General features: G+C 55.9%; 15 protein-coding genes. 6 read left to right on the top strand and 9 right to left on the bottom strand.

Annotation, left to right across the window (positions count from 1 at the left end; genetic code table 11):
- Positions 1-73: 73 nt before the first annotated feature.
- Positions 74-280: a hypothetical protein gene (locus JSS27_03355; protein ID MBS0207970.1), complete on the top strand. Its 207-nt coding sequence runs from the start codon at positions 74-76 to the stop codon at positions 278-280.
- 433 nt (positions 281-713) lie between these two features.
- On the opposite strand, the gene JSS27_03350 is transcribed toward JSS27_03355, so the two are convergent.
- The 3 genes from JSS27_03350 to JSS27_03340 form a co-directional block, all read right to left on the bottom strand.
- The gene (locus tag JSS27_03350; GenBank protein ID MBS0207969.1) at positions 714-1,757 is read right to left on the bottom strand and encodes a hypothetical protein; all 1,044 of its coding nucleotides are present in this window, start codon (positions 1,755-1,757) and stop codon (positions 714-716) included.
- A 160-nt stretch (positions 1,758-1,917) separates the two neighbouring features.
- Positions 1,918-2,727 (bottom strand): nucleotidyl transferase AbiEii/AbiGii toxin family protein, encoded by an 810-nt coding sequence (locus tag JSS27_03345; GenBank protein MBS0207968.1) that lies wholly within the window; start codon positions 2,725-2,727, stop codon positions 1,918-1,920.
- On the bottom strand, positions 2,724-3,518 hold the full coding sequence (locus JSS27_03340; GenBank protein ID MBS0207967.1) for a type IV toxin-antitoxin system AbiEi family antitoxin: 795 nt from the start codon (positions 3,516-3,518) through the stop codon (positions 2,724-2,726). Before JSS27_03340 ends, JSS27_03345 begins: the two co-directional genes overlap by 4 nt.
- 263 nt (positions 3,519-3,781) lie before the next feature.
- Between JSS27_03340 and JSS27_03335 the strand changes: the two genes are divergently transcribed.
- From JSS27_03335 to JSS27_03320, 4 genes are all read left to right on the top strand, one after another.
- On the top strand, positions 3,782-4,252 hold the full coding sequence (locus tag JSS27_03335; protein ID MBS0207966.1) for a winged helix-turn-helix domain-containing protein: 471 nt from the start codon (positions 3,782-3,784) through the stop codon (positions 4,250-4,252).
- 197 nt (positions 4,253-4,449) lie between these two features.
- Positions 4,450-5,943 (top strand): recombinase family protein, encoded by a 1,494-nt coding sequence (locus tag JSS27_03330; protein MBS0207965.1) that lies wholly within the window; start codon positions 4,450-4,452, stop codon positions 5,941-5,943.
- A complete protein-coding gene (locus tag JSS27_03325; protein MBS0207964.1) occupies positions 5,940-6,830 on the top strand; it encodes a ParB N-terminal domain-containing protein in 891 nt (296 codons plus the stop codon). Before JSS27_03330 ends, JSS27_03325 begins: the two co-directional genes overlap by 4 nt.
- Positions 6,827-7,726: a ParB N-terminal domain-containing protein gene (locus JSS27_03320; GenBank protein ID MBS0207963.1), complete on the top strand. Its 900-nt coding sequence runs from the start codon at positions 6,827-6,829 to the stop codon at positions 7,724-7,726. Before JSS27_03325 ends, JSS27_03320 begins: the two co-directional genes overlap by 4 nt.
- A 65-nt stretch (positions 7,727-7,791) precedes the next feature.
- On the opposite strand, the gene JSS27_03315 is transcribed toward JSS27_03320, so the two are convergent.
- On the bottom strand, positions 7,792-8,793 hold the full coding sequence (locus JSS27_03315; GenBank protein ID MBS0207962.1) for a hypothetical protein: 1,002 nt from the start codon (positions 8,791-8,793) through the stop codon (positions 7,792-7,794).
- Between the two features lie 526 nt (positions 8,794-9,319).
- Between JSS27_03315 and JSS27_03310 the strand changes: the two genes are divergently transcribed.
- Positions 9,320-10,411 carry a DDE-type integrase/transposase/recombinase gene (locus tag JSS27_03310; GenBank protein MBS0207961.1) on the top strand — a complete coding sequence of 364 codons (1,092 nt, stop codon included), beginning with the start codon at positions 9,320-9,322 and terminating at the stop codon, positions 10,409-10,411.
- 1,446 nt (positions 10,412-11,857) lie between these two features.
- Here the strand turns inward: JSS27_03310 and JSS27_03305 are convergent.
- The 5 genes from JSS27_03305 to JSS27_03285 form a co-directional block, all read right to left on the bottom strand.
- The gene (locus JSS27_03305) at positions 11,858-12,598 is read right to left on the bottom strand and encodes a hypothetical protein (GenBank protein ID MBS0207960.1); all 741 of its coding nucleotides are present in this window, start codon (positions 12,596-12,598) and stop codon (positions 11,858-11,860) included.
- Entirely contained in the window at positions 12,595-14,781 is a 2,187-nt protein-coding gene (locus JSS27_03300; GenBank protein MBS0207959.1) for a glycosyltransferase, read from the bottom strand. The genes JSS27_03305 and JSS27_03300 overlap by 4 nt, the downstream gene beginning before the upstream one ends.
- Before the next feature lie 469 nt (positions 14,782-15,250).
- Positions 15,251-15,637 (bottom strand): hypothetical protein, encoded by a 387-nt coding sequence (locus JSS27_03295; GenBank protein ID MBS0207958.1) that lies wholly within the window; start codon positions 15,635-15,637, stop codon positions 15,251-15,253.
- A 55-nt stretch (positions 15,638-15,692) separates the two neighbouring features.
- A complete protein-coding gene (locus tag JSS27_03290) occupies positions 15,693-22,016 on the bottom strand; it encodes an RHS repeat-associated core domain-containing protein (GenBank protein ID MBS0207957.1) in 6,324 nt (2,107 codons plus the stop codon).
- Positions 22,017-22,080: 64 nt separating this feature from the next.
- Positions 22,081-22,638, bottom strand: a complete 558-nt coding sequence (locus JSS27_03285; protein ID MBS0207956.1) for a hypothetical protein — start codon at positions 22,636-22,638, stop codon at positions 22,081-22,083.
- Positions 22,639-23,135 lie beyond the last annotated feature (497 nt).

Genomic DNA, 23,135 nt, shown 5'->3' with positions numbered 1-23,135 from the left:
TGCGGCAGAAGCAACACTTAGCTACCCGATACAGACGGTGTGCGCCTGGATCGGCAACACGCAGGCCGTGGCGATGAAGCATTATCTGCAAGTCACCGACGAGCACTTCGAGCGGGCCATTCGTGAGCCCGAAAGCGCGCTGCAAAATCCGGTGCAGCACAGCGCCGAAACAGCGCGAAACGAGTCGCAACCGTTACCCACCGCGCAACAAAAAACCCCGGTTTTTCCGGGGCTTTCTGTGTCTTACGACATAATGAACATTTGTACAGCTCCCCGTTAGGGGCTGCCTTCGTAAGAGTACTCTCTTTTCCGAATGCGGTAAAGCATTTTGCGGCAGAACTTTGCCGAGTTCGAGCCACGCCCGGTCGCCCAAAATCGAAAGGAACGTTACGAACGCGGATCGCCAAGAATTAGCAGCTTTTTGCGCGCGTGCCGTTAACCGCAGGCGTCCTATCTGTCGCATAGCGCTCTCTGCTTTTGGGTTAACGGCGGCCATTCACGCCTCGAGGGCCGATGTGATCTGCCTTTGTCTCTGATCTCGCACGGTTTCTGCCCACTCTGTGGGGCCGAACGGCGGTGCTCACTCTCTCTTCTTTCGTCTCTTCCTGGGCTTTGCCACATGGGGTTTCCAGGGGCCGTGCCACGGGTCGCCGGGCGACCGTTAGATTAGTCTGCCGCGACCGACTACCGATTGCGATAATCCAACATGCAGATTACGCAGCCCACCCATTGATTCGACACAGGCACAGCAGGACATCAACGGTGAAAGTCGCTGCCGCACGGTCCGAAAAAATCACCATCGTGTCAGCCACTTGGTGCTGAACTTGGTTTCTGGTAACTGCTGCCAGATACGCTGCTGCCGCGATTCGTCGTTCAGGCGGCGCGGCAACATCATTAATAGCATTGCGTATGGCATTGAACTGATTGTTGAAGTCGGTCGGACTGTTAACAGGATTATTGTTGTGCAAGTTGGTTACATCGGCGTGAAATGTTGCAAGAGGGCTGTGGGCATTTACGATGCCGTTGAGCACCTTCGCTCGTAATCCCATACCAACAATGTTCTTCGCGATTAGCTCGGTCTCGATCAATCGACAGAGATTCGAGATAAGGCTCCAGTGAGTCAGACCAAAACTCTGGCTGACCGGCAATCCAGGAATTGCCTTGAGGCGACGACAATCGATGCGCTCCGCATTGCTAATCAGGTAAAGCAGTTTCGATTGCGGTTGAAGTGCTGTCCAATCTGCTCTGGCTGGCGCGGAACCAAATGGAACCTGCCATAGGTCTGCATATAGCGAAAGCGGACTCTGATTCTGGTAGACATCGACAACCTGCCAGAAGTTCGACTGAAAGATATCGGATTCGTATACGCCCCAGTCGTCCTCGCCAATCGTCAGACGGGTCTCCGCTTGCGCGAGCTCAAAATAGTGCATTGCAGAAGGGAAATCGTTGGCTCGCAGGTATGCAAGGGCAGCGTTGAACGCCATCGCTCCTTTGTGAACTTCGCAGTTATTGGCCTGTTCGTATTGCAATGCGATCGAGTAACAATCATGGAATAAGGTGATCGCGAATTGATAGTCCTGCCGGGCGATTGCGATCATCGTCGCCGCCGCGAGTTCCCCGAAGATCTCGTTGTCACTTCCTTGCTGACGCGGACCCGCCGGCCGATTTGCAAGATTGCCAGCGACATTCTGAATAACGAGACCTGAAACGATGTTTTTTGCGCCGTAAATCTGCTGCCAGTATCCCTTGGTAATCATCGGAAGACCTTCAGACCGGTTGACGGTTTAGATTCAGAGTGTTTTTCGCCTGATGCTGTTTATACTGCAAATGCAACCGAGATATTAGGTAGTGTCTAATTGCTGCAGGCGTTCATTTACCCTTCATTTTTTGCCTCACTGGCTTTGCCCAACCTGCCTTTCAGTGGCCGTGCCAAGGATCGCCCGGCAACCGTTCAACCAATGCGCTGCGCACCGCCGCCATCGCGACAACAGGGTCGTACCCAAGACCGGGCCGTAGCAAGGGACCGATGTCCCCCATGAACGCCTTGTCCTGCTCTTTGTTGTACAGATTCTCTTCGTAGTGGGCCCGCGTGATCTGGTGGTGCTCGCGCCGCATGTATTCCAAGAAGCAGTCGACTACCGCCTGGGGATCGATCAGGCCACGGTCAAGGCAAAGCCAAAGGTCGAATAGGTCGCGACCTTTGCGGCGCTGGTAAAGCGCTCGCATTTTGGTCCCCATCAGTTCGTTGTTGGCGAAGGTGACGATTTCGCACGCCCCCGCGAACCACGGGTTCTGTACATCCAGCGGCCGGCGCTGCAGGCCAAGGATCGCAAAATGCTCCCGCGTATTGATCTCGACCTTGAGCCGCAACGGGCGGACAGGGGCGATTTCCGATTCGAAGCGGTAGGTTAACGTCACCGTGCCTGGGCCCCTATCTCGATGTGGCTCACCTAGCCAAGGGTCGAGTTTGGCTCGAATTGCATCCAGGATCGATCCGATGGGGGCCGCCTCGGTTTGCACCAAGTCGATGTCTTCAGAATAACGCGCCGGCTCCAGAACCAATTTGTGAAGCGCCGTGCCGCCGCGCAAAGCGAGCTTGCTTGCGAGTTCCTGATCAGCAAACAACTCGACAGCAGCGCGAGACAGCACCAAGTCTTGTTCGACTTGTGCGTCATCCGCCCAGGGCACAACGCTGCGCCACGCCGTGATGTTTGCTGGAGGGATCACGCTTCAATGTCCAAGGGTTGATCGACGAGAACGTGCCAACGACGGTCTTCCTGGCCTTCTTTCCCACGCCGGTTCGACCGCAATTGTACCGGCTTCGGTGATTGATCATCGACCCAACTCTTAAGCGTCCCCGCCAACCGCCGGGCATGGACTCGATCAAAGATGTATCCAAGTCGCTGCGCGTTCGGTACATCGCCGACGACTTTGGCGGCGGCAACGAGTCGCTTCGGATCAATCTTGCCCGCCAGTTCCGCAATCACCGTCGCCACGTTGTCGAGTTGGCCAGCGACCTTGGCGAAGCGTACCAGGTCGACGGCCGTTGCTTCCGGCGTCGAAACGCGCATCGAACCCGTGGGCGTTTTGACGTTCGTCGTGGCCACTTCTTCCACGAAGCGGCTCTTGAAGAACCGAATGTGCGAGCGCCCCACCGTGATCGGTCGAATCGGTCGGTCCGTGATGACCTGTGATTCCTGGGGTTGGTGATGGGATGCGCCGTGCAATCCGGCAGCCGTGAGCAGCCCCACGTAGTACGGCCGTCCCATTGCGGCCATCAGCGGGTGAATGAACCAAGAGGCGGGAGGCCCCCCCGCCGTTGCGTATTCCAACGGAACGACAACGAAGAAGTACTCCTTGGCCTGGGCGATACGCCCACGCGCGGCCAGCCGTTGCAGGGCCTTTTTCGTCGCCTCGGGCGACAGGCCACTCTCCGCGAGTGCCTCCTTGCGGAGGAACGCGTATTTTCCGCGGGCTTGTTGGGCGTCGACCCAGTTTTCCAGCGTTGGAGAGGCCATTGGACACCAAAAACGTAGTTTGCACAAAGGGATAGAATGTGTCCCTTTACGCAAACAAGTATACAACGCAATTTGAGACCAGACAAAGCCCGAAAACAGGCCAATTCACGCGGCTCGGCCCCTTGCTACGACGTCTTATCTTTTGCGACCAAGCGACCCATTCACGTCATCATTCTCGACATCCTTCGGCGGAGAATTGTTGCTCGTCTCCGGTTCCAGACTTGGGGGGCAACCTTTCTCCTTTCTTCATTCCGGAGGCTCCTATGAATCCTGCAAAACGCGACCGAATTCGGAACGCCCTACGTTCTCTGGCTGAATCACATGCCGCCACGATCAAGCTCATGGAGGAGATGTCAGCGCTCATCAGTGAAGAGCTGGCGCTCGACCCGTTCACCTTCTGGAAATCCCGGCCAATGCAGCCAGATTCTGCAAACCCCAACGACGGACTCCAGATCGACCGGGAACATTTTACGATCTCCTTCGATGGTCGGACCTGCTTCTTCGGGAATTCGCTCGGCTTTCGACTGCTGGAGCGACTTGCACGTCGTCCGAATGTCTACCTGAGTTACGAAGAACTCCTAGCAGCGGTCTGGGATGGTGTGCGTACCGATTCCGCTGTTCGAGCTGGCGTTAAACGTTTACGGGACAAGCTTCGGCGTCTCGAAATGGCCAAGCTCGCCGATGCAGTCGATGGCTCGGTCTCTGGTCGCTACGCCCTGCGACTCAATAACTAGTCGTGGAAAATGTCACAGCTTTGTCACAGGAATGTACCGCGCCATGTCACAGCCATCGCGCAGACTTACTGATGTGGCGAGCCAGGATGCCGTTGTTGTTTTTTGCATGGAGGTGATTGAACTCGAAATGTAAAGCGAACCCCATGATGGATCAGCAGCCCCCCACACCAGTTATCCGCGCGGCCCAGTACGTGCGCATGTCGACCGAGCACCAGCAGTATTCAACCCTCAATCAAGACGACACGATTCGCGAGTACGCCGCCCGCCGCGGGTACGAGATCATCAAGACGTATGCCGATGAGGGAAAAAGCGGGCTAAACGTCGCCGGCCGGGAATCCCTGCGCACTTTGATCGCCGATGTGCAGGACGGCCGTGCGGACTATAAGGCGATCCTGGTGTACGACATCAGCCGCTGGGGACGATTCCAAGACGCCGACGAAAGCGCCTACTACGAATACCTCTGCAAACGGGCCGGCATCGAAGTCCATTATTGCGCCGAGCAGTTTGAAAACGACGGCGGCCCGACCTCGACCATCATCAAAAGCGTCAAGCGCGCAATGGCGGGCGAGTACAGCCGCGAGCTGTCCAACAAAGTCTTCAAGGGACAGTGCCGGCTGATCGAATTGGGCTATCGCCAAGGGGGCACGCCTGGCTATGGCCTACGCCGGATGCTGGTCAACATGACCGGCGAAGAAAAAGGTGTGCTCACTCGCGGCGAGTACAAGAGTCTGCAAACGGATCGCGTCATTCTTGTACCCGGTCCCGAGGAAGAAGTCCGAACGGTCAATTGGATTTATGAAGCCTTTGCCCAACAGGGAAAGCGCGAAAGTGAAATTGCCGCCGAGTTGAACGCGCGGGGCTTGGTCACCGACTTCGGTCGTCCCTGGACGCGATGCACCGTGCAGCAGGTGCTGACCAACGAAAAGTACATCGGCAACAACGTCTACAACCGGACGTCGTTCAAGCTCCAGAAGAAGCATGTCGAAAACACGCCCGATATGTGGGTGCGCGCTGACGGCGCCTTCGAGGGGATCGTCTCCCCCGAAGCATTCTTCATGGCCCGCGGGATCATCCAGGAACGAGCTCGTCGCATCTCCGACGAAGAAATGCTCTCCCGTCTCAAGGAACTGGCGAAGCGACATCTGACTTTGTCTGGGCATCTGATCGATGCAGCCGACGAAATGCCCAGCAGCGCATCGTATCGCTCCCGATTTGGCAGCCTGTTGGCGGCGTATCGCCTGGCTGGCTACGAACCTGAGCGGGATTTCAGCTACGTCGAAATCAATCGCGAACTCCGGGCCCTCTACCCCAACCTGTTTTCTGATGTGATGCGCCGGCTGGATGCGGTCGGAGCAACGGTCACACGCGACTCGACGAGCGACCTGTTGGTCATCAACGGCGAGTATAGCGCCACGATGGTCCTGTCGCGGTGCCGCCAAACTCCTGCCGGCTCGCTCCGCTGGCTGATCCAAGTCGATCAACGGCTTGCCCCTGACATCACGATCCTGGTTCGCATGGACCCGGCCAACAAGGAGCCCGCCGACTTTTACCTGCTCCCAATCATGGACATCGCCGCGCCAAAGTTGCTGCTTTGCGAAGCGAATGGCATCCATTTGGACACTTACCAATTTGACAACTTGGACTATTTCGCGGAGATGGCAGCCCGCAGCAAGATTGAGGTAGCCGCATGAACGCCAAATACGACCCCGTCGTCCGCATGATCCCGATCAAGCAGATCAATGTGCTGAACCCGCGTGAACGGGGGAAGAAGAAGTTTTCCCAGATCGTGGCAAACATCGGCACGCTCGGGCTCAAAAAGCCGGTGACCGTTTGCCACGTTGACGGGCATAACGGGGACGCACGGTACGATCTGGTGTGCGGCCAGGGCCGGCTCGAAGCGTATGCCCAACTCGGTGAAGAGACGATTCCCGCCATTGTGATTGAGGGAACGAAGGAAGACTTGCTGTTGATGAGTCTCGCGGAAAACCTGGCCCGCCGCTCACACTCCACCGTCGAACTGGTCCGCGAGATCGGCGCACTCAAGGAACGTGGCTACTCGCACCACGAAATTGCCCGCAAGACCGACCTCGACCCCACCTATATCAGCGGCATCCTGAAGCTGCTCGCCCGTGGCGAAGAACGGTTATTGCAAGCCGTCGAGAAGGGGCACCTGCCGGTCAGCATCGCGATCACGATCGCCACCTCTGACGACAAGGCCGTGCAGCGCGCCTTACAAGACGCCTATGAAAAACACGATCTGCGTGGCAAGGCCCTGTTGCGGGCACGGCGCTTAATCGAGAGCCGCCGGGCGCGGGGGAAGCGGCCACGAAGTGGCACTCGAAAGCCGTCCACGACCCCCGTCTCCACCGAGAATCTGCTCAAAACCTACCAGCAGGAAACCTTACGGCAAAAGATGATCATTCAGAAGGCAAAAATCTTCGAGACCAAGTTGATGTTCTCGGTCTCGGCGCTCAAGCAACTATTTCAAGACGAACATTTTGTGACGTTGCTACGCGCGGAGGGGCTCGACACGCTCCCGCAGTTTCTCGCTGCCCAAATCAAAGGAACCGATGAATGACCGCCGCCAATCGAGTGCGCCTGGCTTGCCGACCCGAGGTCGTGGAAGTCCCCCTCAACAAAATCCTCCCCACACGCCGCTTCAACGAGGGTATGCGCAATACGGTCAAGTTCCGCTGCATCGAAGCTTCGCTCAAAGAGCTGGGACTGATCGAACCACTGGTTGTCTTCCCCCAGCCAAACAGCGACCGGAGCTTCATGCTGCTGGACGGGCATTTGCGGCTCACCATCCTTCACGAACTCGGCGTCGCCACCGCCAAGTGCCTGGTGTCTGGCGACGATGAGGGGTTCACCTACAACCATAAGGTGAACCGTCTTTCGGCAATCCAAGAGCACTTCATGTTGTTGCGCGCGATCAAGCAAGGCGTGACCGAGGACCGGATCGCCCGCTCGTTAAACGTTGACATCTACAGCATTCGGCAGAAACGTGACCTACTCGAGGGGATTTGCCCGGAAGCGGTTCAGCTCTTGAAGGATAAGCGAGTGACTGGCGAGGCGCTTCGAGACCTTCGCAAGGTTAAGCCGATGCGCCAGATCGAAATTGCCGAGTTGATGTGCGCCATGCACAACTTTTCCGTTGGTTATGCCAAATGCCTGGTGGCGGCAACTCCCGAAGATCAGATGATCGACGGGGAAAAGAAGGAAACCCGTGGGCTCTCCCCTGACGACATCGCCCGCATGGAACACGAAATGGAGTCGCTCGGCAAGGAGTTCAAGCTGATCGAAGAATCCCACGGTAAGAACGTGCTGAACCTGGTCCTGGTGGTGGGCTACCTCAAGAAATTGATGGACAACGCCCGCGTGGTACGGTTCATGTCGCAGAATCACCCAGAGATTCTCGGCGAGTTCCAAAAACTGATCGAAGCCAAGAACATCGATGATCAGATACTTCAGTAACTTGCACTCAATTCACCTATTATTTGATGCGGCAGGAGCAACGCAAAACCCAAGCATGCCTTGGGTTACCTACCGCCGGCAAATTCCGCACGAAGCGCGTCGTCCGGCCGCGCTTTTGATTCGATTAGGTGCACAAATCGTTCGAACTTTTCCAATCTACTATCAACGCGCGTATTGATTTCGTCGGTTATTGCTTGCAATTCTGTTTCCGCGATTTCCCGCGTTCGAAACATGAGGGTCTTATCCGGACTCCTTGCGAGCGCGATTTCACCGTGGTCGTAAAGGCTGAAAAGCTCGTCAACGGTTTCCTTAGGGTTTAATTTGAGCTGCCTAATTGCCGCGGCCGTATTGCCGATTCGCGTGGCACTGGCAAGTCTTTGAAGAAACAGGGTTCCTGCGGGACCGCGTGGTTCAAAGCACTTCAACCTGCCTGGTCCTCGTGCCAGGACCTGAATCGCACCGATCCGTTCAAAGGCATAAAACAAAGCATATTCTTCGTCCCGCCCCTGAAACTCTGTCCACGGACTAATTGTCTTCAGGTCTGCGCGCCCGGCGTTACATACCTCCGTCCACACCTCACGAACCTGTTCAATCGTTCGACGCGACTCGTCGATCATGTCTCGACGAACCTTGCTGTTCACAGAGGTGTAGAGCAACTTGCCAAATGACGGTTTTCCATCTCGCCCTGCGCGTCCTACTTCCTGGTAGTACTGCTCAAGTGACTCCGGCAGAAGGAAATGGATTACGCCGCGCACGTCCGGTATGTCCACTCCCATTCCGAAGGCGCCAGTCGCGACTACCACCCGAATCTCACCGCTTGCAAATCGGGTTAAGGTCTCTTCCTTTTTGTGCAGCTCCAAATCGGCGTCGAATGGGGCGCAACAGTGCCCAAGTCCTGTAAGTCGTTCTGCTAACGCGCGAGTTCCCTGTGTCTTGCTCTTCTTGCGATGCGCGTAGATAATTGCCTTCTCACCGCGATGAGAATCAAGAAGCCGATCAAGTGCAGCAAGCTTTTCGTTGCCGTTTTCAAAGGAGTCGAAGGCCAGGTCAAGATTGCTCCGCAACATGTTACTACTGCGCACTACGTCAGTATTCTTGAGTCGAAAGTCTTTCAGAATCTCCGTCTGGCTGTTGGGATCAAGCGTTGCTGTGAGGCATAAAATCGTCGGCCAACTGTCCCTTCCGAAGCAGCGATCTAATAATCCAGGCAGATTCTTGTATGGGGGGCGAAAGTCATGGCCCTCCCTGTGCCCAACCCATTTCATAACGATTCTCTGTTTGGCGAATTTCGAAAGTCGTTGAAGGACTGAATGTTGTTGAGTTCGCGTTCGATTCGGTGGTAGTAAACCGAGTCCAACCAGCCGCGAAATCGGCGTGATCGAGTTAACGCGAAAAGTCGCGCGAACTGTTAACCAAGAGCGCGCAACAGCGACGCCCCAAAACCGCGCGCCGCAGGTTAACAAGCGCGCGACAGCCATGAACCACGCGCCGACAACCGGTATGACGTAGGCTTGGCCCGGGGGCGAGCGCCACCCGGGGTGCCAAAATGAAGGCATCCCTATCATCACCAGGGACTTGCGCCATTTTACCCAGATGACGAACGTTTTTCAGTCTTTGCTGCTGGTAATCGCCGGCGCAACCCAGAAAGAGCTGGCCCGCCAGGTCAAATACCTGAAGGTCGAGAACGAAATCCTTCGTTCCAAGTTGCCAAAACGCATCACGGTCACCCCGAAGGAACGCCGCCGGCTGGTCCGGTTTGCCGAGCGACTTGGGAGCGCGATCCATCAATTGGCCACGATCGTCGGGCCGGGAACGCTGCTGCGCTGGATTCGTGAGGACAAGGGGAAGAAACCCCGCCCGCCGGCCAAACGGGGACGCCGTCGCACCCCCGAGCAAATCCGCCGGCTGGTTCTGAAGCTGGCCCGCGAGAACGAGTGGGGGTACACCCGGATTCTCGGCGAGCTGAAGAAGCTCGGGGTGCGGACTATTTCCCGCAACACCGTGAAGCGGATTTTGAAGGACGCCGGCTTCGATCCGGGGCCGCAGCGCGGTGAGGGAACCTGGGACGATTTTATCAAGACGCATGCGGCGTCTTTGTGGCAGTGCGATTTCTTCAGCAAGCGGGTGGTCACGCTCAAGGGGGTTCGCGAAGCGTTCGTGCTGGTGTTTTTGAACGTGAAAACGCGGCAGGTCGTCCTGTCGCCGGCAACGCTCCATCCCAACGATGAATGGGTCGTCGCCCAAACCGAGTCATTTGTGCAGCAAGCCCGCGACCAGGGGCTCCCGGTTCGCCACCTGCAGCATGATAATGACACCAAGTTCAGCCGCTCGTTCCGGCAGATGCTCAAACGGTTACGGGTGGTCGCGAAGCGCGGCGCCCTCCGTGCGCCGAACACCAACGCGTTTGTCGAGCGGTTCATTCAGTCGATCGGCCAGGAATGCCTCGACCGATTCGTGGCGTTTGGGGAAAGGCATTTGGATTATTTGTGCGCAGAGTATCTGGCCCACTATCACGAGGAGCGGCCGCACCAGTCGCTGGACAACGAGCCGTTGCTCAAACGGAAAACACCTGGCCGGCCGCGGACTAAGCAGAGTTCTCTGAACAAGCAAGTCGTAACGCTGGCCGAAGTGCGCTGCAAGCGGCGGCTGGGCGGCTTGCTGAACAGTTACCACCGCGCTGCTTAGCGGCGACACGAGTTCTTCGTTCGCAAACTCACACCGCTATTGCGCTACCGGTACGCACTCATGCTGCTTCGGCACAACGAAGCCGCTGTCCAGCCTCGCTCGCTTCCAACTTGCGACAAGCACACTTTTGCGGCCTCGAATCGGTCCCGACCTGTGACCAATCACGCTTCTTGGTACGCGATCTAATTCTGGCACAGGACGATTCGCTTGCAGTCTTCGGGAATTTTGACTTTCAACAGTTCAACCGCCATGTCAGCCAGTTCCGCCAATTGCGAATCCGAATACTCGACGCATGGCGCGACACGTGATTCTTTGCATGCTAGTTGGTCGTATTTTGTTTCGACCACTTTCGGGCGCACGTCGAAAATCGCAGCGCCATAAGTATTGAATAAGGCACGAGCCGTGCAATCTTGATTGCATGCCGGAGCCGAATGACGGAATACCCAGTTGATGGGCAAGTAAACGGGGCTCGTGCGGTGCTCCAAGCGTTCGCGAGTCTCCAACATGATTTGCCGTAGACCGTAAGCATTGGCCAAATGTGAAGTGCCTGTATCAGGAGCTATCAGCAATGCCGGGTTCTTCCGCATCATAGCCATCAACGCCCGCAATGAATCTTGCGAACAATCATGCGGCATGATCTCGGCACCAATGTCTTTCAGGCCATGAACTTCCTTATCGCCGTGAATGATAAAATGATAACGCCCCAGCTTCGCCTTCACCGCGTAAAATATCCTGGCGATGGCAGGCAATGGCAAGCGCCGCAGCGCTTCATGCGACCCTTGTGAGATAACGATAAAATCGGATTGATCGAGGGCACTCTTGGGACCACCGACACTGAGGCGCATATCGGGCCAGATGGTCCTGTCCTGCCAGCCAGCTCGTTGCACGAAAGTGCGAGCCGAGTCGCCATTCAGGAACACTTTGTATTCCGGCAAAGCTTGGAATGAGGCCAGTCGTTTGTTGCTACGCACCGAGGGAGCATGCTTGCTCATAAAGTGCGACGTGAAGAACCCTTGCGACCCCACGGCGTTGAGGATTTTGTCGGCCCAGGCATCCGAAATATTCAAATTGCCAATAGGCCAGACAAAATTCATGTCGTGCGGCAGGATGCGAGCCAAGAAGCTCAAGCCCTCGAAGGCGGGAGCCTGTTTCGAGGGAATCAGCAGCGTAATCTCGTATTCCTGGGCCAGGAACCGCATCGCTGGCGTTGCAATTAAGTTTTCGCCTAGCCCGGTTGAGCCCAAATAAAGCAGGGGTTTCCTGGCCATCCTCTTTTCCTGACGCAGCGAAAGCTCTTGTTCAGACGACGCTGAACCGTCGGACTGCTCTACTTGGCAAAATCCTGTTTTTCCTATGTCGAGTTGAGCCGACTCAATGAAAGAATTCTCTGAATACCACGGCACCTGCGGACGACAATCCGTTTCAGGCAGCCATTTGAGAACTACTTCACGGGTTTTGCGCGACTGTCTCCTCCATGCAGAGTTGAGACCTAACGCATCGCTCCCCTGTGAATCGCTGCCACGTTGGGAGAAGTCGTTGGTGCCATTCTTCAGAGATGTCATCCGCTTGTCGAAGCAGGCGGCTGCGCGGCTCACTTACAACGTCGACACCTACGTGACTTGCAATCGCCTGAATCGTCGCCAACGGATCGCGACATAAATCTTCGTACCACACTTCTAAGGGAGCGGCGATTCCGCGACGAAAAAAATCAACCCAACAGGTTTCTTCATCGAGGAGACCGACGGCATGTCTTAGGATCAACTCCGGCTCGAAAGGCGGGGCTGGCGCAGGTCGATCCCCTGGTTCGAGCTTCCATTGATTGGTAACCTCCTTGCGATAACAACTGATTGCTTGGCGCAAGATGTTCCGACGTCGCAACCAGACCCATCGATCAATGGGTGGGGCCGCGCCGAGTCCCACGCACAAATAGCGCCATTGCCCCCACGTAATCTGGCAACTGGTTACGCCATTGGCCGAGCGGGTGTGCCTGAGATAGCTTGCGTAATGCCCCTGCCAACTGCTGTTGTCCCAAGAGGGCGTTCGATTAGGAAATACCCGGACATCGTGCAGGCTGGTTGCCGTGAAAGCGAAATGCTCCCAGCATGCCCCTAGTGCCTGGGTCGAGCGGAGTAACTCGCCAAGCCAGTTCGAGCCGGATCGAGCAGTAAAGGCAACGAAGTAGTTCATCGGCGGCATCCGCACACGGCGAGGATCACCTCTTCGAACTCGCGGGCCATTTGTGTGGATGTGATATTAGCCAATGCCCATTCGCGTGCAAATGTGGTGCGTTCCCGAGTCGCCTCGTGCAAAGCTTCGCGTATGCGATTGGCAAGTTCGTCGGCTGTCGGCTCGTCGGAGAGATGCGCGACTAATTGCCTCCCAGCGGCTTGCTCAAACTCTGGAACCGCGCCCGTGACAGTTGTGACTACAGGAACTCCGAAGAGCAAGGCTTCGATCAGCGCCATACAACTCCCCTCGTACCGCGAGGCGTTGAACCAAACATCGATCGCCCCTAGCACGTCGGCGATGTTGGTCACTGCCGGCAGGAACTCGACTTGCCCTGGGGCAGCCGCCGTCGCTTGCCGCCGGCAACAATCGTAGTGGTTGCCCTCGCCGATGATTGCCGCCAGATAATTTGAGCCGAGTTCGCGAACCGCAACGGCCGCCAATTCAGGCCGCTTCTCTGCCACAATCCGCCCCGCATAGGCGACCACGATCGTGGCTTCATCGATGCCCCAGAGTTGCCGCATCGCAGCGCGCGAGACGCGCGGAACGAGCCTGGACGGACTGCAACCATTATGAATTACATGCACCTTCGATCGCAAATCAGGCGGATACGAATGGACCGCGGCATCAGAACAAGCCGTGAAATGCGTGGCAACGGGGCGGGCAGCTTGAATCGTACGCGCTGTCCACCCTTCGAGCTTCGTGTTATGCGCCTGTGCGATCACCGGGCGACCATGAAAACTCAGCCCTGCGTAGACACTGCTTTCAGCAAATCCCCAGATAATCACAGCATCGGACTCGTCAATGACGTGCTGTGCCACGCTTTGCCACGTTCCTTGCAGTACCGGACAGCGCCCCCGAAAGATCTCCTCATAGGTTGAAAACACGGGCTGCGGCGAGCGCAAGGCAATTCCTGAAAACTGAACCCTGGTCGCCGCTGCCACCGTGTCGGCAATGACTTGGCCAACTCCGCCCATTGGCAACGAAGGCACCAGAAACCCGACGCGCGGCATGTCCGCCAGCGGCTGTTTTGGTTGGCGGTCTTCTGTCGCTACTGTGCAGCCGTTGAGCGAGGGACGTGCGCAAGCTCCTGTGGCGGGCGATGATAACAGGCTCGGTGCTGAACTTGCTCGTTGCTGATGAGCCGTTGATCCAGCAGTGATACGCTTTCCGTTCACATGTCCATGCACTGGTGCAGACGAAATAGCTTGAGGGGGCAATGCCTGGCGAGTTACCGACTCGCTCGATCCAGCGATGTGATATCGGCCCATGAATCCACGGCCATCGGGATGCCACAGGTGAAACAGACCGGGACAGCGGCTGCGCTCGATTTTTAAGGCCTTTGCAGCGCGTCTGAAAAGGTCATTGTCTTCGCCCCCCCAGGTGGTAAACGATTCATCCCAACGCAGCTTCTCAAAATCCGTTCTATGAAACCCACATAAGCCGAACCCTTCCGTTCGCCACCAGCCAGGGGCCGATTGATTCGGAGAGCTTCCTTGGCGAAGCGAATAGCAGATCGGAAAGTAAGCGCGGCCTGGTTGCGCGTGCCTTCGGACCGACGCACAAATGTCTTTTGGCACGAGAATGTCGGCGTCGAGAAAGAAAAGAATTTCACCGCTGGCGACTGCTGCAGCGGCGTTCAAGCCGCGCGACCGATTGAAGGGCATGGGAACTGCAACAATCTTTGACGGCAGTCTCGTAGCCTTCAGTACATTCGCCAAATCCAGATCATCGGAACCGAAGTCAGCAATTACGACTTCACAGATCGTGTCGGCGGCTTCGTCCAATAAAGTGAGCGCGTTGATAAAATTGTTGGCGCGATTCCGTAACGACAAGCAAAACGAAACCCTCGCAGCGTCAGTCTGGTTGGCATGGCCGTGTGACTGGTCGGCAGCTCCGTTTCGGATGGTCGACGGAACCGGACGCTTTTCCGCAGCAGCGGAGGCAAGGCTAACATTTGGTGGGAATTCTCTGGGTGCTATGCACGGCACTTCGCGCATGCAGCACAGCGAGCATATTGAAGCATTGACAAGCGAGTCACGCGCCACAACACGACTGTGTGTGCAAAAGAAGTCACCAGACAATGCCTCGATTCGGTACACACAATGTTCAAGAAGTGAAATCCCAACAGCGTAGTCTTGCATATCAAACGGTTTTTGACATCGGAGACGAATCGCGCGGACGACCTTGCGGGGTCGAACGCAATAAATGCAGACTTGTACCCAACGGGCTATTAGCGAGGCTTCTCGCCCTGCTGTTGAAATTGGCGTAACGCGTTATCATTGTTGCAAATGTTAATAATTCCGAGACTTACGCCACTAAACAGGCATGTTAATCCTATAACACCACGCCATTTAGCGTAAATACGGTGGCGGGAAACTAGCCCAACAATGCACGCCATAATGGCAGCAGATCCAAGCCACATAAGTATTACGCCCATGTGCCACCACTGCGGATAAGCGGCGGAGAATACAAAAACAAAAACGGAAATGCGTACATGTGCAAAGTGCCCATATTCTAGATACTTCATCTTCCAAGATACATCTTGTTAGAACCACTTTTTTGGGACACCCTCTTTGTCAGCTTCTCAACCTCACCAAATAAATCGCTCGATCATTTTGTCGGCTTTAAACTTTTGATAATATCCTCAATTGATACATCTGGAGCTGCTCTAGCAGAAAGTACGTAGGAATCGAGGTGATGGTCATCCCCAATATCCGGTGACCAATCAGACAGCTCGCCCGTTTTATCAAATAAGTAACAGGGCGGACCGGATGGTAACGTAAGGGAATTCGCTGGTTTACCGATCCACACGATATATTCCACTCCGGCATTCGCAACTCTTGCCAGCTTCCGTGGAGGCGGCATCACTTTAGCAAAGCTCACTATGTTGCGGGCGGTTTGTGGTGGTGTCGTACTGTGCTTTTCATATGCACAAAATAATATATACCCAACAGATATTGCGACAATTCCAGTTATCCAAGCGCGACGTTTCCACATGCCACGTTACCTTGTTGTGTTCGGCCGAGAACCGATGAATTACGAATGAGGGCCGTCAGAAATATCCTACCATTCTGCGGCAGCACGTCTCACAACTCTCTCTGCATGCCGCACCTATCCAGTTGACCACGGGGATATACGTTTCCCAGGTAATACATTTGTTATTGGCAATTAGATCATTTAGGGAATCGCTCGGGCTGGAATGTTGCGCCTGCTCGCAAAGCCAGTCGTGAAATGGATTCGGTGGTGGTGGAAGTGCACAGTACGCGATTATCGCTAGATCTTTCGCTTCTTTTGCGAAGCCTGCAATTTGCGCTGGCAAGCCGCTGCACGTTTTCGCAATTCTGCATGACACCCAGCAGTGTTTGAACTTATCCGAGCTGTCTTCGTAATAGGCCCACGCGAGCTGGGCTTGTGGAAATGCACAGGCAGTTAATAAGCCCAAAATAGCTGCGGCAACAGTTGCGCTTGCTGGCTCCATGCCTAATGGATCCGTCGCATTTGCGGGGGAATCATCTGCGTAGCCATATCGATCAATGCCGATAACTCGCGGATATACGTCAACTGTCAGCCATCGGCCCAATAAAGGACTTAAGTCGCGACGTCGCACTTTATAAAGATCAGTTGTCCAGTCATAGCAGTATCCACAGTACAAGCAATCGAAATGAATCAGGCTATCAACGTCGCGCAGTATAAATGTCGATTCCATTACAGTAGCGTTGCCATATGCGCTATAACCGTAACGCTCCTGGACAATACCGCTCGCGCTGGTGATTGCGATCGTGTTCCAGTTAGCATCTTGGATCGCGTAGAGCCGTTCATCGAGTGTGCCACTGATCGAACGATCGCGCAACACGCAATCGTCGATGTAGCGCAGGCCCCAAACGAGCTGGCGGTCCGGCGTCGTCGAAGCATCGACTCGCTCTTCGATGTCTTGCCACTGGCTGGTGTAGTAAAAGTGCCGCGTTGACGAACCGGTCGTTGTCGTCACTCGCCGCCGCTGGCCATCGTAGGCGTAGCGAGCCACGACTGCGCCGCCGTCGTTTACCTGTACCAGACGTTGCCAAGCGTCATAGGTCAGCAGGTAGCTTTTCGTTGGATCGGCCGGCTGCGGCGTGACCGTCATGTTGCCGCTCCGATCGTACCGCAGCTGCGCCCAGTTCGGACCCGCATCGTTGATGAACGCGGTGATCTCGTTCACGCGATTGCTGATGCGCTTTTGATCCAGATTCCAGCTGGTGTTCCCGTTATTATCCTGTCGATAACGTCGCCAATTTCCCGTGGCATCAAGGCCCCACCTCTCGGCGAATGCCAGCGTGCTTGGATTGATAGCCGTGCGATCGCTGTTGAGTTGCCCCCGCTGCAGGTCGACCAACTCCTGCAACCCGTTATAAGCATAGAGTTCGTCCTGGTAGACCGGCGGCGATTGGGACGCTGCCACAGGATCGAGACGCCAGACGCGGTTGCTCGCGCGGTTGTAGCCGTATTGAATTTGTGCAACGGGAGAACTTGTGCCAGTGTTCTGCCACAGGCAGTTGATCACGCGACCGAATTGATCGAGCCCTTCATAAGGGTTCGCGCCACTGCCTGTGATCAAGGTCCATTGCAATTGCGGTTGCGGCGAGATGCTTTGGACGAAAGTGCCGCGGCCCAGATATGTGTAGCCGACCAGCGTCGTGCTGTCGGTGTCGACGATCGAGGCGATCCGACTCAGCGCATTGGCATCGCCGCTGGGATAACTAAACGAAAGGGTGCGACCATTGGGATATGTGATCGCTGTGGCGCGCGTGGTGTTCGCGGTGCCGTCGGCATAGCCGTAGCCGACCTTCGGGCTGGTCCACATATTGACCGCCCCCGAATGAGACTGGTACTCAGTCGTCAGTTGCTTGAAGTTATTGTATTGCAACTGAATCTGATTGACGATGTTTCCCGCGTTAGCCGTCGCGCTGTCAAAGCTGGTAATCGTGCTGGGAAGGCCCCGAACATCGTAAGATTGGGCGATTTGCCGCACAGCTGGATCAATTCCCGATCCAAGGAATGACACGCAATCATTCGTCTGCCGGCCGAGTAGATCAAAAACGAACTGGTGAATCGTGCCGTTCTGGTCCACCGTTTGCTTGACTTGTGACTGCCGGTTATAGCTGTATTCAACCCGATCGGGATCGCAGTCGGCTCCGGCCGGTGCGCTGGAGTCGTCGCTTTCGGGGTAGGCGACCGCTCGCATTAGATCGCTGCGGGCAACATCGGAGTCGACGAGCGTCGTGCCGTAAAAATAGCGGGTGATCTGATCGCCTGTTGTCGAGTTGACCGCCGTTAGCGTGGCAATTCCACCATCGGGAGCGTAGGTGGTAAGCGTGGTTCGGTCTGCATCGGGCGCGCAATTCGTCGGCGTGCCGCTAACATAGTTCTCGATCCGCGTGACCACCCGGCCCAATGCGTCGAATTGTTGCTGAGTGATGCTGCCGGCAGGATCAATAGTTCGCGAAGGATCGCTGGCGGAATCGAACTGATAAATGGAGACCAAGACCGTATCGGAACTGTCGGGAGGGAGATCGGGTCGTGTGAACGCGACGTTGTCATTCGTGCCGTAATTGGCGGAGGCGATCTGACGGCCGATACCGTCGAACCAACTAGCGACATAGCTGGCTCGGGCCAGCGGTTCCGAGCCGCTGTACGGGTAATTCAACACTCCCCCGCCGGTTGCACTGTCAAACCGTTGGAACGCCGTGGTCTGGACCGCATTGCTGGCTTTGTCATACGTAATCAGCGTTTGTTCAAAGATTTTATCGTCGCCAGTAATCAACGGTACGTCGCCGATCGGCTCAGTGCCGCTGCCGGTATAGTATCCTGAATAAGTCGCGGTGTGGCGACCAACACCGTCGTAGCTGCTCTTGGTGAACAATTGCGAACCCGCCGGCAGCTGCTTGATTACGTTGCCAGCCGGATCATACCAGGTGTTGTCGACGAGCGCGGGGCCCACTGCGCCGGTCGAGGGATCGACCCCGTAGGTCAACGTTTGATAGATGTTTCCCTGATCATCGTAGCGCGTTTGAACGCGGCCGAGAAGCGTGCCCGAAGCACTGCCGAAATATTGATCGGCTTGAACGACATTGTTAAGGTTGTCGTAAATAACCTGCTGAAACGTATTCAACTCGCCAGCGGTTGTCTCCCGACGATCACGCCAATCGTAACCATACTGGGTAATGCGCGAGGTCGAAACGTCGACGTATTGCGTGACTTGGGTGAGATTGCTGTCGCCACCATCTAGGCCATTGTCGTACTGATTCTGGCCAACGATCACCATGTTGTTGCCAGTTGCGCCGCCACCGGCAGGGTCGTCGTCGGTCGCTCCCGTATCGTCGGTGCCGATGTAGGTCGCAACCGTCAATCCGCGTGCATCGAAAACCGTACGAGTGATGGTCCCGCCGGGACTGACGACACGGTTCTGACGGTCCATGATGTCATAGCCGTACGTCACCTCATTGTAATTGACTCTAGGCAGCCCCTCCCCTTCCGTCGGAATCGTATGATAGGCACGCGTCGCAATCAGTTGCCCTTCGTCGTTGTACAGGTTTTTGGTCCATCGGACCCATGGGCTTTGCGGAAAACTCTCACACGAGGTGAGCCGGCTGCACGTGCCGCTGCGGACCGCCTGGATTTGGTCGGTCGTCTGGCCGGACGCGTTTTGAATCGTAATCGAAACGGGATTGATCAGTGTGTAGCTGTAGTTTCCCGATAAGCCCGTCGCGTAACCTCGCCCGTTCAGGATCGTCAATTCGGCGTCTTCGTAGACCGTCCAAGTCGCGGTTCGCACCGACACACCATTCACGTTATGCACCGGACCGAGAACCTGCGTGACGCGTCCTTGCGAATCGTATTCATAGTCGGTGATCAGATTCAGTCCGCCGCCCGCTGGCGTGCTCCAGCCAGGAGGCACATCGCTGTATAGACTGGTGTCAACATCCTGGATGCTTTGCGTGATCGTCCCCAAAACAATATCGTAAAAATTGCGCGCAATGAAACCGCGAGGCCCCATTTCCCAGGTGAGATAACCATTGGCATCGCAGCGCTCGATCCGTGAATACGCCTCACCGGTGCCGTTCTGATCGAGTGGAATAACGGGAAGCGTGGTCGTTCGTTGGAGAACCTGTACGGTGCCATCATACCACTGATAGTCGAACATCGTCTCAATGGCGCCAGTGCCGTCGTTGTTTCGATACACCGTGGACTTCGAGACGACATTGACCGTGATCGTGGGGCTTGTCGGGCTATCCGACCGCTGAACGTACTCATAAGAAGTTTGCAATACGGGCGTGCCCAGGTTGCCTTGCTTGCTCGATGTATTCTTAGGATAACGCGCTGCCGGGTCGGGTGCTTGGTAGAACTCGGCGAGTTCGATCAAGCCTTGATGGTCATAAAGCGTGACATCGAGCGTTCCAACTCCCTCGGAATAATCGACGACGGCTGACGGATGGGCGTAGAAAACCTGATTGTCATCTGCATCGAATTGCCAGTACTGAACCCAGCGCTGACTCCCCGAGCGAAGTTCCTTGAGCAGGACTTGCCCAACGATATTGGTGTAGACAATGTTCTGGTTGCCATCGGGCAGAGTTTCCGTCGTCTTGGTTTGCCAGAGATTGTAGTCGGACGTACCCGTGATGCCGCTCGATTCATAGGCGAGCTGATACGTTCGCGTCCCACCTCCAACCGATTCGAGTGTCACACGCTGTTGGTCGTCGAACTCGAAGTAGTTTGACGCAAAAGCTGCAACCTGTGAGTTTGTGGCTGCCAGAGGATTGCCGACGGCGGCGGCCAGCCGCACGAAGTCATCTGGCTCAATCACGAACTTCAACGCATGCGCATGCGTCGGATCGGTATAGTACCGATAGTAATTGGTGCTTTGATCCGACCACGTGGTACCGCTCGGAATTTGGACCGTAGCAGTCTGGAGATCGCCGATCGAGCCAAACGTTGAAGTGCCGTCGTAATAGGTATACGCGGCGCGCTGCACGGACGACCAGGGACCGCCATTTACCTGCCGGCGAAGTGTGACATATTGCAGGTTCCCGGCATTTACTCCAGTTGAGAGGTAAGCATAGTCAAACGCTTCGGTGACGGTGTTCCCGCTACTGTCCGTGTAACTTCGCTGAACCTCGCCGATCTGACTGCCCGAATAGGCGGTCACATAAATTGGCGCGCCGCCAATCGTGTGCAGCTCCTGCAATGTCCCACCAGGGTAACTCGTTTGATTGAAATCATGAAAAACCCAGACTTCGCCGTCGGGATTAACGAGGGTAAATGTCGAGTCGTTGTGAGTCAGCGTTTGCAGGCCACCGTACCGTGCTTGATAAGTTCCATCCGATTGTTGGTCGAACCAGACGTTCCAATTGGCACCGCGAATAGCCACGATCACCGTCGGCGATATTTGCGTCAGATAGGGCCATTGTTCGACGAGCCAGTTGTAGCCATTACCGTAGTTGTAAACGCTCGCCATCTGATTGCTGTAGGTCCGGGTGTGGCCCCAGGTAGTCGCAAATCCTGTGGCCTCAACGTCGGTGACCGAGAGCTGAATCTCGCCATTGGAATAGCGCACGGGGTCAGCTGTTTGGCCGGGAGTTGACGTGCCGCAAGAATCGCAGCCGCATCCGCAGCCACAATCATCTTCCTCATAGCCACCGCCGGTGTTGACGCCGCCGTAAAAGAAATAACCTGGCGGATACCAGAAGCCGAATTGACCGCCACCTCCCGGCCTCACTGGACGTTTCACCGGCGGTTTTACGGGAGGCTTCACGGGAGGCTTGACAGGTGGCTTAACCGGCGGCTTCGCTGGCGGTGCCGGAGGCTTGGGAGGCATGCCAGGTTTACCGGGAGGCTTACCGTTGCCACCTTTGCCCGGAGCAGGCCCTGGTTGGACGGGGACTGGTGGCGGTCCTGAATCTGCCGCTGCCATGAGGACACGCGGTTTACTCTGAAGCGCAGGCCTGACTCGATGGGCGATGGGAAGATATGTCGCGATAATCGTGGTTGGCCAGCGGCATTCAGCGGCAGTCTTGCCAGAGATTTGGTCGAGACCTAGTGAAAATTGCGTTTCTCCAAGGGCAACGCTCACTTGCTGCCAAAAAGGTGATGGCTTCGAGCCAACAAAGAACACACGCGCCCTACGAGTCGCATTGCCGCCGACGGTGAACACCAGACACAACTTGGTGAACCCACACATTTCGGTGAGGTCGAGTTCCCACCGTTCCTCTCCAAGAGTCGAAGAGGTTACCCGTCGCAAATAGTAATCGGCACCGAGATTGGCACATTCCGGATTTGAAATCGGCTCCACCGCGCCCAACGAAATCTTGTACCAACGATCCTCGCGCCCCTGATCAGCCATTGCGAATTCCTTTCGTTAGCCATGCGTCCAAACTTTATTGACTTGTACAACGCGACGGTGACATCTATTTGTCATTGACTTCCCAAATAGTTCGATCTTCTCCCATGAAATCGGCCGCAATTCGATTGCCCCACGTGCTGGCTCCGTAATACAGCGTTGATGTCGTGCCAACATGCTGCGCCAGACTGGGGGTATGGACAAAATATGGCAACTTCGTCTGGCGGCACCAATAGCCGATAACGCTGTCAATATTGCGATTACCCTCGTTAGGACCGGTCCGACGGTGATTCCAGACGACCGGGCTGCTGAGCAGCGCGTCTGCCGCGGCAGGCGAGAACACATACGCCTGAGCGCCCCACGTATCCCAGCCACGATCTTCGACGTGAAAGCCGGCCGGCTTGCCCCTGGCATAATGGCTAGGACAGAAGAGAGAAATGACACCGACCTTTTCAGCGGGCCAGAGTGAATGCTCGAGGTATTCGCGCACGCCGCGACAGAACACCACATCATCCTGGCACATCAAATACGCTTCAGCCTGACGCTCGCGCAGCACCAGTTCGGCCAAACCGAGCAGCCAATTGGGGAATGCTCCAAACTGCGGAGCGCGAACGGAAGTGGGCAAGGAGCGAAATTGCTCAGGAATATCCGCACCAGCGTCAGCGAATACTCGAGGTTGCTCCCAACCGGCGGAAGCCAAGCTTGCCAGCGTTCGAGCCAGGGTCGGCTCGTGCCGACCCGCGGTCGTCACACCTACAGACCAGTGCCAGTCCTGACCCATACTGTCCCGCCCAATCAAAGTTGTACGGCAAGTTGCGCGTCGAACTAATGACGCCTGATCGTCCCTCTGGAATCTTAAATCGCAAATGAGATCAAGAACCGGCCACCGAATCCCAAAGAACACGGTGAGTGTAAGGATATTATCGCCGACATTGCCGTTGTCAACAAAATTACAATCTTGTTGTCTTGTGCAACAACCAGCTACTTATGCAGCGCGATTTATCTATCAGCATGATGTGCCGGAACGCTTGTTTTGGATTCGGCGAGAAGTTCAATTCGCCTTCGTGAAGATGTCGGTGCCATTCTATCTATCTCAACGGCTTCGGCCGCGATAAACCGGGC

This window comes from Planctomycetota bacterium, from assembly GCA_018242585.1.
Classification (GTDB): Bacteria; Planctomycetota; Planctomycetia; order Pirellulales; family PNKZ01; genus JAFEBQ01.
The sequence above is the reverse complement of the archived record's forward strand: the minus strand, read 5'-3'. Positions and strand labels throughout refer to the sequence as shown.

Excerpts from the sequence above, each read along its gene's own strand:
- JSS27_03355 (MBS0207970.1), top strand. The coding sequence starts at position 74 with ATGAAGCATTATCTGCAAGTCACCGACGAGCACTTCGAGCGGGCCATT.
- JSS27_03350 (MBS0207969.1), bottom strand. The coding sequence starts at position 1,757 with ATGATTACCAAGGGATACTGGCAGCAGATTTACGGCGCAAAAAACATC.
- JSS27_03340 (MBS0207967.1), bottom strand. The coding sequence starts at position 3,518 with ATGGCCTCTCCAACGCTGGAAAACTGGGTCGACGCCCAACAAGCCCGC.
- JSS27_03335 (MBS0207966.1), top strand. The coding sequence starts at position 3,782 with ATGAATCCTGCAAAACGCGACCGAATTCGGAACGCCCTACGTTCTCTG.
- JSS27_03330 (MBS0207965.1), top strand. The coding sequence starts at position 4,450 with ATGTCGACCGAGCACCAGCAGTATTCAACCCTCAATCAAGACGACACG.
- JSS27_03325 (MBS0207964.1), top strand. The coding sequence starts at position 5,940 with ATGAACGCCAAATACGACCCCGTCGTCCGCATGATCCCGATCAAGCAG.
- JSS27_03320 (MBS0207963.1), top strand. The coding sequence starts at position 6,827 with ATGACCGCCGCCAATCGAGTGCGCCTGGCTTGCCGACCCGAGGTCGTG.
- JSS27_03315 (MBS0207962.1), bottom strand. The coding sequence starts at position 8,793 with ATGTTGCGGAGCAATCTTGACCTGGCCTTCGACTCCTTTGAAAACGGC.
- JSS27_03310 (MBS0207961.1), top strand. The coding sequence starts at position 9,320 with ATGACGAACGTTTTTCAGTCTTTGCTGCTGGTAATCGCCGGCGCAACC.
- JSS27_03305 (MBS0207960.1), bottom strand. The coding sequence starts at position 12,598 with ATGAACTACTTCGTTGCCTTTACTGCTCGATCCGGCTCGAACTGGCTT.
- JSS27_03300 (MBS0207959.1), bottom strand. The coding sequence starts at position 14,781 with ATGCAAGACTACGCTGTTGGGATTTCACTTCTTGAACATTGTGTGTAC.
- JSS27_03295 (MBS0207958.1), bottom strand. The coding sequence starts at position 15,637 with ATGTGGAAACGTCGCGCTTGGATAACTGGAATTGTCGCAATATCTGTT.
- JSS27_03290 (MBS0207957.1), bottom strand. The coding sequence starts at position 22,016 with ATGGCTGATCAGGGGCGCGAGGATCGTTGGTACAAGATTTCGTTGGGC.